Below are 7,937 nucleotides of genomic sequence, written 5' to 3'. Positions count from 1 at the left end.
CCTTGGAAGAGAGTCTTAATCCGACTATTCAGCTAGGCCCAATATCCTTTGATTTGACCCTACTTGCTATGTCACTTGTGACCGTTTTGATGGTCTTTGGCTTTATCTACTGGGGCAGTAGAAAAATGTCCATCCGACCAAAAGGAAAGCAAAACTTACTTGAGTACGTCTATGATTTTGTCATTGGCTTTACTAAAGAAAATATTGGGGAACATTATATCAAGGATTATTCTTTGTTTATGTTTGCCTTGTTTCTCTTTATTGCAGTTGCCAATAATATCGGTTTGATGGCTAAAATTCAAACCACCAATGGCTACAATCTCTGGACCTCACCGACGGCAAATTTGGGCTATGACCTAGCCTTGTCCTTTATCATTACGCTGATTAGTCATGTTGAAGGAATCCGTCGTCGTGGTTTTAAAGGGTATTTAAAAGCTTTTGCAACACCTGGATTTATGACTCCAATGAATATCTTGGAAGAATTTACCAATTTTGCCTCCTTAGCTCTGCGGATTTTCGGAAATATCTTTGCAGGGGAAGTTTTGGCTGGCTTGTTGCTTACCTTGTCACAACAAGCATTTTATTGGTATCCAGCTGCTTTCCTAGGTAGTATGTTATGGACAGCCTTCTCGATATTTATTTCATGTATCCAGGCCTATGTCTTTACCATGCTGTCTTCGATGTATATCGGTAAGAAAATAAACGGTGAAGAATAGTAAGTAGAAAGGAAGAAAAGGAATGCACGTAACTATCGGTGCCATTATTGGTGACTTTATTCTCATCGCTGGTTCCTTCCTTTTATTAATTTTTTTAGTAAAGAAGTTTGCCTGGGGCAATATTACCAGTATCTTAGAAGAACGTTCTAAAAAGATTACGGATGATATTGACGGGGCTGAGTTAGCCCGTAAAAAGGCTGAGGAACTTGCGCAAAAACGTGAGAATGAATTAGCAGGAAGTCGTCAGGAAGCAACGACGATTATCGAACATGCTAAGGAAACAGCTGAAAAAAATAAGGCTGGAATTTTAGCGGATGCAGCTGAAGAAGCTGGACGTTTGAAAGCAAAAGCCAATCAGGAAATTGCTCAAAGCAAGGCAGAAGCCTTGAATAGCATTAAAGACGATGTGGCTGACCTAACAGTAAGTCTTGCAAGTAAGATCTTGAGCCAGCAGCTTGATACAAAAGCACACAGTGAGCTCATTGATCGTTATATTGATAAATTAGGAGATGCTTAATGGACAAAAAGCACTATGCGGTAATTGAAAAATATACCTTGCCTTTTGTTCAATTAGTATTTGAAAAAGCTCAGCAACAAGATGTTTTTGAAAAACTAAGCCAAATTAGGGCCGTGTTTGAGGAAACAAATCTTGCTGACTTTTTATCACATATTGGCGTTGATGAGGAAGAGAAGGAGAAGGCTCTTCGACTTTTCCAAAATTCAGATTCACAGCTGATTGATAACTTTATCGAAGTCATTATTCTCAATCATCGAGCAGCTTTATTCTACTATATATTGGTAGAAATTCAGCACCAGATTGAGAAGAAAAGCAATGAATTTGAAGTGACAGTCAAATCTGTTCAAGCATTGACAGAAAGCCAAAAAGAAAGATTGAAGCCAATTATTGAGCAAAAAATGGGCCTTAAGGTTCGCGCTCTCAAGCAAGAATTGGATGCCGATTTGATTGGTGGCTTTGTCATCTCAGCCAATAATAAGACAATTGATGCAAGTATAAAACGTCAATTACAACTCGTAAAAGAAAATTTGAAATAGAAAGTGGTGTGAATTTTGGCGATTAACGCACAAGAAATCAGCGCTTTAATTAAGCAACAAATTGAAAATTTCCAGCCAAATTTTGACGTCACAGAAACTGGGGTCGTCACTTATATTGGTGATGGAATTGCTCGTGCCCACGGTCTTGATAATGCCATGAGCGGGGAGCTCTTGATTTTTGAAAATGGTTCTTATGGTATGGCTCAAAACTTGGAGTCAACTGACATTGGGATCATCATCTTGGGTGACTTTACAGATATTCGTGAAGGTGATACGATTCGTCGGACTGGTAAAATCATGGAAGTTCCTGTCGGAGATGCTTTGATTGGTCGTGTCGTGGATCCGCTCGGTCGTCCTGTTGACGGATTGGGTGAGATTGTTACAGATAAAACACGTCCTGTTGAAGCGCCAGCTCCAGGAGTTATGCAGCGGAAATCCGTTTCTGAGCCTCTGCAAACAGGATTGAAAGCCATTGATGCACTGGTACCAATCGGTCGCGGTCAGCGGGAGTTGATTATCGGTGACCGTCAGACTGGTAAGACTAGTATTGCCATCGATGCTATCCTCAACCAAAAAGGGCAAGATATGATCTGTATCTATGTTGCCATCGGTCAAAAGGAATCTACTGTTCGGACGCAGGTTGAGACCCTCCGCCAGTATGGCGCCTTAGACTATACCATCGTGGTAACAGCCTCTGCTTCTCAGCCTTCTCCTTTGCTTTTCTTGGCACCTTATGCCGGTGTAGCGATGGCAGAAGAGTTTATGTACAATGGCAAACATGTCCTCATCGTTTATGATGATTTGTCTAAACAAGCGGTGGCTTACCGTGAACTTTCTCTCTTGCTTCGCCGTCCGCCAGGTCGTGAAGCCTTCCCGGGGGATGTCTTTTATCTGCATAGCCGTCTCTTGGAGCGTTCAGCTAAGGTTTCTGATGAGCTGGGTGGTGGTTCAATTACTGCCTTGCCATTCATTGAAACGCAGGCAGGAGATATCTCAGCCTATATCGCGACCAATGTGATTTCTATTACAGACGGTCAGATTTTCCTCAGTGATAGCCTCTTTAATGCAGGTATCCGGCCAGCCATTGATGCGGGTTCTTCTGTATCACGGGTAGGTGGTTCTGCACAAATCAAGGCTATGAAGAAGGTTGCAGGAACCCTGCGTATCGACCTTGCTTCTTATCGTGAGCTGGAAGCCTTTACCAAGTTCGGTAGCGACTTGGATGCAGCAACTCAGGCTAAACTCAATCGCGGCCGCCGTACGGTAGAAGTATTGAAACAGCCAGTTCATGAGCCACTGCCAGTTGAAAAACAAGTTGTGATCCTCTATGCACTGACTCACGGTTTCTTAGATACTGTGCCAGTGGATGAGATTCTTCAGTTTGAAGATGAGATCTTCACTTACTTTGATGCTCATCATGAAGACATTTATGAAACCATTCGTCAGACGAAAGATTTGCCGAGTGAAGAAGTGCTGGACGCCGCTATTACTGAATTTATCAATCAGTCTAACTTCAAATAAGAATAGAGGTGTCAGATGGCAGTTTCATTAAATGATATCAAAAATAAAATTGCATCCACAAAAAACACCAGTCAAATCACCAATGCTATGCAGATGGTTTCTGCATCTAAGTTGGGAAAGTCCGAAGAAGCAGCTAAAAATTTTCAGGTCTATGCTTCTAAGGTTCGGAAACTCTTGACCGACCTTTTGCATGGTCATGAGGCAGAAAATGTTAGTCATCATCCTCTGCTCAAGAACAGACCGGTTCAAAAAACTGCTTATATCGTCATTACGTCAGATCGCGGTTTGGTCGGTGGCTATAACGCAACCATCCTCAAATCAATGATGGAGTTAATTGCAGAATACCATGAAAATGGGGATTATGTTATTATTTCTATTGGAGGTATGGGAGCTGATTTCTTCCGTGCACGTGGAATTCAGCCGATTTATGAGTTGCGCGGTTTAGCCAATCAGCCGAGTTTTGATGAAGTTCGGAAAATCATTTCCAAAACCATTGAAATGTATCAGAATGAACTTTTCGATGAACTTTATGTGTGTTATAACCACCATGTCAACAGTCTGACCAGTCAGATGCGGGTAGAGCAGATGTTGCCAATCGTCGATTTGGATCCTAGTGAAGCGGATGAGAATTATATCCTCAATCTAGAACTAGAATCCAGTCGAAATGCGATTTTAGATCAGCTCTTGCCTCAGTTTGCTGAAAGTATGATTTACGGAGCCATTATTGATGCCAAGACTGCTGAAAATGCAGCCGGTATGACGGCCATGCAGACTGCAACGGATAACGCCAAAAAAGTTATCAATGATTTGACCATTCAGTATAACCGTGCTAGACAAGCAGCTATCACGCAGGAAATTACTGAAATTGTGGCGGGTGCAAGTGCACTGGAATAGTGTCACAGAAAATAAATATTATAAAGAGGAGAAAAGAATGAGCTCAGGCAAAATTACTCAGGTTATCGGACCAGTTGTAGACGTAGCGTTTGCAGCTGGGGACAAGCTACCTGAGATCAATAATGCACTTGTAGTCTATAAAAATGACGAAAAAAAATCAAAAATCGTCCTTGAAGTAGCTCTTGAGCTTGGTGATGGAGTGGTTCGAACCATTGCCATGGAATCAACCGATGGCTTGACTCGTGGCATGGAAGTGCTAGATACTGGCCGTCCAATTTCTGTACCAGTCGGAAAAGAAACACTTGGTCGCGTCTTTAACGTTTTGGGAGATACCATTGACTTGGATGCTCCTTTTGCGGATGATGCAGAGCGCCAGCCAATCCATAAAAAAGCTCCAACCTTTGATGAGTTGTCTACTTCGTCAGAGATCTTAGAAACAGGTATCAAGGTTATCGACCTTTTAGCACCTTATCTGAAAGGTGGTAAAGTCGGACTCTTCGGTGGTGCCGGAGTTGGTAAGACCGTCCTGATTCAGGAATTGATTCACAACATTGCCCAAGAACACGGTGGGATTTCTGTATTTACCGGTGTTGGAGAACGGACGCGTGAAGGGAATGACCTTTACTGGGAAATGAAGGAGTCTGGCGTTATCGAAAAGACAGCCATGGTCTTCGGTCAGATGAATGAGCCACCAGGGGCACGTATGCGTGTTGCTTTGACTGGCTTGACGATTGCAGAATATTTCCGTGATGTGGAAGGTCAAGATGTCTTGCTCTTCATTGACAACATCTTCCGTTTCACGCAAGCAGGTTCTGAAGTTTCTGCCCTTTTGGGTCGGATGCCGTCAGCCGTTGGTTACCAACCAACACTTGCGACAGAAATGGGACAATTGCAAGAGCGTATCACATCGACTAAGAAGGGGTCTGTAACCTCTATCCAGGCTATCTACGTGCCAGCCGATGACTACACTGACCCAGCGCCAGCGACAGCTTTTGCCCACTTGGATTCTACAACCAACTTGGAACGTAAATTGGTTCAATTGGGGATTTATCCAGCCGTGGATCCTCTCGCTTCAAGCTCTCGGGCTCTTTCTCCTGAGATTGTTGGTGAAGAGCACTATGCGGTGGCTGCCGAAGTGAAACGCGTATTGCAACGTTATCATGAATTGCAGGATATCATTGCAATCCTAGGTATGGACGAATTGTCAGATGAAGAAAAGACCTTGGTTGCGCGTGCGCGTCGGATTCAATTCTTCCTTTCTCAAAACTTCAACGTTGCGGAGCAATTTACTGGTCAGCCGGGATCTTATGTGCCTGTAGCTGAGACGGTTCGTGGCTTTAAAGAAATCCTCGAAGGAAAGTATGATAAGTTACCAGAAGATGCCTTCCGAGGTGTCGGTTCAATTGAGGATGTCATTGCTAAAGCTGAAAAAATGGGATTCTAAGAGGTGAATGATGGCTCAAATGACAGTACAAATCGTTACACCGGATGGTCTTGTCTATGACCACCGTGCTGCATTTGTTTCCGTAAAAACGATTGACGGAGAAATGGGGATTTTGCCTCGTCATATCAATACAATCGCTGTTTTGGAAGTGGATCAGGTCAAGGTGCGCCGGGTCGATGATGATAAGCATATTGATTGGATTGCGGTCAACGGTGGTATTGTAGAGATAGCTGACAATGTGATTACCATTATCGCAGACTCAGCAGAACGTGCGCGTGATATTGATATTAGCCGTGCTGAGCGGGCCAAACTGCGTGCTGAGAAAGAGATCGAAGAAGCTCAAGACAAGCATCTGATTGACCAAGAGCGCCGTGCTAAAATTGCCCTTCAGCGTGCCATCAACCGGATTAACGTTGGAACAAGAATGTAATAAGCAAAAAAAGAATGGGAATCCCATTCTTTTTTGCTGGCTTACGTTTCTTTCCGCTAGGAATGGCTGGTCTTATGGTATAATAAAAACTATGATAGAATTAATATTTCGATTATGCAGTCACCTGCTCTTTATTTTCTTTGCTTTTCATCTTCTGTCTACTGTAGTAAGTTGGGAAAGATTTCTAAAAGTAAATGCTGATAATGCTCTCAAAATTCGTTTTTTGATATTATTGTTGAGTATTGCCTTGGGCTACATGGCCAGTCTATTTTTTATTGGCATCTATGATATGAGTCGGGCAATCTTTAACGGTACTTTGTAAGGTCAGATTTTTGATTTTATGGTATGATAGTAGGGATGAATTTTTAATGTTTGGAGTAGCTAGTTAGTATGGAAAAAATTATTATTCAGGGTGGAAATAATCGTCTGGTTGGAACAGTCAAGATTGAGGGAGCTAAAAATGCGGTGCTTCCGCTGCTAGCTGCAACGATATTGGCCAGTGAAGGAAAAACGACACTCAAAAATGTTCCAGTCCTTTCGGATGTTTTTACCATGAACAATGTTGTTCGCGGTTTGAATACGCAGGTGAATTTTAACCGAGAGGAAAACACTGTAGTAGTGGATGCAACTCAGCCTTTGTCTGAGGAAGCTCCTTATAAATATGTCAGCAAAATGCGGGCTTCAATTGTTGTATTGGGGCCGATTCTTGCTCGAAATGGGCATGCTAAAGTATCTATGCCGGGTGGTTGTACGATTGGAAGCCGTCCGATTGACCTTCATTTGAAGGGCTTGGAGGCAATGGGCGCTCAGATTACACAGTCTGCGGGCTACATTGAGGCCAAAGCAGACTGCTTGAAGGGAGCGCATATCTATATGGACTTCCCAAGTGTCGGTGCAACGCAGAATATTATGATGGCTGCGACTTTGGCTAAAGGCACAACTGTTATCGAAAATGCTGCTCGAGAGCCTGAAATTGTCGATTTGGCCCTTTTGTTAAATAAAATGGGCGCTAGAGTCAGAGGAGCAGGAACGGAGAATATAACAATCATCGGTGTGGAAAAACTCCATGGAGCTGAGCATAATGTAGTTCAAGACCGCATTGAAGCTGGGACCTTTATGGTGGGTGCTGCCATGACAGGCGGTGATTTGCTGATTGAGGACGCTATCTGGGAGCACAACCGTCCGCTTTTATCAAAAATGCAGGAAATGGGAGTAGAAGTGACCGAAGAAGATGCAGGAATTCGCATCCGCTCGGATGTTTCGAAGTTAAAAGCTGTTTCAGTTAAGACCTTGCCTTATCCAGGTTTCCCGACGGATATGCAGGCTCAGTTTACTGCCTTGATGGCGATAGCTAAAGGAGAATCCGTCATGATTGAAACGGTCTTTGAGAATCGTTTCCAGCATTTAGAAGAGATGCGGCGGATGGGGCTTCACTCCGACATTATGCGGGACACAGCCCGGATTTGGGGTGGTGGCAGCCTGCAAGGAGCCGAAGTAATGTCAACAGACCTTCGGGCCAGTGCAACCTTGATTTTGATGGGCTTGATTGCTGATGGAGAAACAAAAGTTAGCAAGTTAGTCCATTTGGACCGCGGTTACTATAAATTTCACGAAAAGCTGGCAGCTCTTGGTGCAAATATCAAACGTGTAAAGGAAGAAGACGATGAGTGAAAATTTAAAATATTTAGGTAAACAGCTCGGAATTGTTGCCTTGGTTCTGCTACTTGCTTTTATCATTTTTTGTCTTGGTCTGGTCATCGGTTATGGTGTGATTGGAAATGGAGACAATCCTTGGTCTATTTTATCGCCAAAAACTTGGGACACTATTATTTCCAAATTTACGGGTCAGTGATTTTCCAAGAGTATGACATAGCATCCC

Annotated in this window: 10 protein-coding genes; all 10 read left to right on the top strand. The window is 43.2% G+C overall.

Going from position 1 to position 7,937, the window contains the following annotated elements:
• The first annotated feature begins 2 nt into the window (after nucleotides 1–2).
• The gene (gene atpB, locus STRDD04_RS04180) at nucleotides 3–716 is read left to right on the top strand and encodes a F0F1 ATP synthase subunit A (RefSeq protein WP_062199602.1); all 714 of its coding nucleotides are present in this window, start codon (nucleotides 3–5) and stop codon (nucleotides 714–716) included.
• Between the two features lie 22 nt (nucleotides 717–738).
• The gene (gene atpF, locus STRDD04_RS04175; RefSeq protein ID WP_062199600.1) at nucleotides 739–1,233 is read left to right on the top strand and encodes a F0F1 ATP synthase subunit B; all 495 of its coding nucleotides are present in this window, start codon (nucleotides 739–741) and stop codon (nucleotides 1,231–1,233) included.
• Nucleotides 1,233–1,769 (top strand): F0F1 ATP synthase subunit delta, encoded by a 537-nt coding sequence (locus STRDD04_RS04170; RefSeq protein WP_062199598.1) that lies wholly within the window; start codon nucleotides 1,233–1,235, stop codon nucleotides 1,767–1,769. Before atpF ends, STRDD04_RS04170 begins: the two co-directional genes overlap by 1 nt.
• A 15-nt stretch (nucleotides 1,770–1,784) precedes the next feature.
• Entirely contained in the window at nucleotides 1,785–3,290 is a 1,506-nt protein-coding gene (gene atpA, locus STRDD04_RS04165; RefSeq protein ID WP_062199596.1) for a F0F1 ATP synthase subunit alpha, read from the top strand.
• 15 nt (nucleotides 3,291–3,305) lie between these two features.
• Complete coding sequence (locus STRDD04_RS04160; RefSeq protein ID WP_062199594.1) at nucleotides 3,306–4,184, top strand: F0F1 ATP synthase subunit gamma; 879 nt, start codon at nucleotides 3,306–3,308, stop codon at nucleotides 4,182–4,184.
• 37 nt (nucleotides 4,185–4,221) lie between these two features.
• The gene (gene atpD / locus STRDD04_RS04155) at nucleotides 4,222–5,628 is read left to right on the top strand and encodes a F0F1 ATP synthase subunit beta (RefSeq protein WP_005589740.1); all 1,407 of its coding nucleotides are present in this window, start codon (nucleotides 4,222–4,224) and stop codon (nucleotides 5,626–5,628) included.
• A gap of 7 nt (nucleotides 5,629–5,635) precedes the next feature.
• Nucleotides 5,636–6,058, top strand: coding sequence for a F0F1 ATP synthase subunit epsilon (locus tag STRDD04_RS04150; RefSeq protein ID WP_148881415.1), 423 nt, complete (start codon nucleotides 5,636–5,638; stop codon nucleotides 6,056–6,058).
• 91 nt (nucleotides 6,059–6,149) lie between these two features.
• Nucleotides 6,150–6,380, top strand: a complete 231-nt coding sequence (locus STRDD04_RS04145; protein ID WP_062199880.1) for a DUF1146 family protein — start codon at nucleotides 6,150–6,152, stop codon at nucleotides 6,378–6,380.
• 68 nt (nucleotides 6,381–6,448) lie between these two features.
• The gene (gene murA, locus STRDD04_RS04140; protein WP_062199592.1) at nucleotides 6,449–7,729 is read left to right on the top strand and encodes a UDP-N-acetylglucosamine 1-carboxyvinyltransferase; all 1,281 of its coding nucleotides are present in this window, start codon (nucleotides 6,449–6,451) and stop codon (nucleotides 7,727–7,729) included.
• On the top strand, nucleotides 7,722–7,910 hold the full coding sequence (locus STRDD04_RS04135) for a DNA-directed RNA polymerase subunit beta (RefSeq protein ID WP_037616288.1): 189 nt from the start codon (nucleotides 7,722–7,724) through the stop codon (nucleotides 7,908–7,910). Before murA ends, STRDD04_RS04135 begins: the two co-directional genes overlap by 8 nt.
• The last annotated feature ends 27 nt before the right edge of the window (nucleotides 7,911–7,937 follow it).

Source organism: Streptococcus sp. DD04 (assembly GCF_001578725.1).
Taxonomy (GTDB): domain Bacteria; phylum Bacillota; class Bacilli; order Lactobacillales; family Streptococcaceae; genus Streptococcus; species Streptococcus sinensis.
Note: the sequence above shows the minus strand (reverse complement) of the source record. Positions and strands in the feature narration are given on the sequence as shown.

Excerpts from the sequence above, each read along its gene's own strand:
- STRDD04_RS04150 (WP_148881415.1), top strand. The coding sequence starts at position 5,636 with ATGATGGCTCAAATGACAGTACAAATCGTTACACCGGATGGTCTTGTC.
- STRDD04_RS04145 (WP_062199880.1), top strand. The coding sequence starts at position 6,150 with ATGATAGAATTAATATTTCGATTATGCAGTCACCTGCTCTTTATTTTC.
- STRDD04_RS04160 (WP_062199594.1), top strand. The coding sequence starts at position 3,306 with ATGGCAGTTTCATTAAATGATATCAAAAATAAAATTGCATCCACAAAA.
- atpD (WP_005589740.1), top strand. The coding sequence starts at position 4,222 with ATGAGCTCAGGCAAAATTACTCAGGTTATCGGACCAGTTGTAGACGTA.
- murA (WP_062199592.1), top strand. The coding sequence starts at position 6,449 with ATGGAAAAAATTATTATTCAGGGTGGAAATAATCGTCTGGTTGGAACA.
- STRDD04_RS04170 (WP_062199598.1), top strand. The coding sequence starts at position 1,233 with ATGGACAAAAAGCACTATGCGGTAATTGAAAAATATACCTTGCCTTTT.
- STRDD04_RS04135 (WP_037616288.1), top strand. The coding sequence starts at position 7,722 with ATGAGTGAAAATTTAAAATATTTAGGTAAACAGCTCGGAATTGTTGCC.
- atpF (WP_062199600.1), top strand. The coding sequence starts at position 739 with ATGCACGTAACTATCGGTGCCATTATTGGTGACTTTATTCTCATCGCT.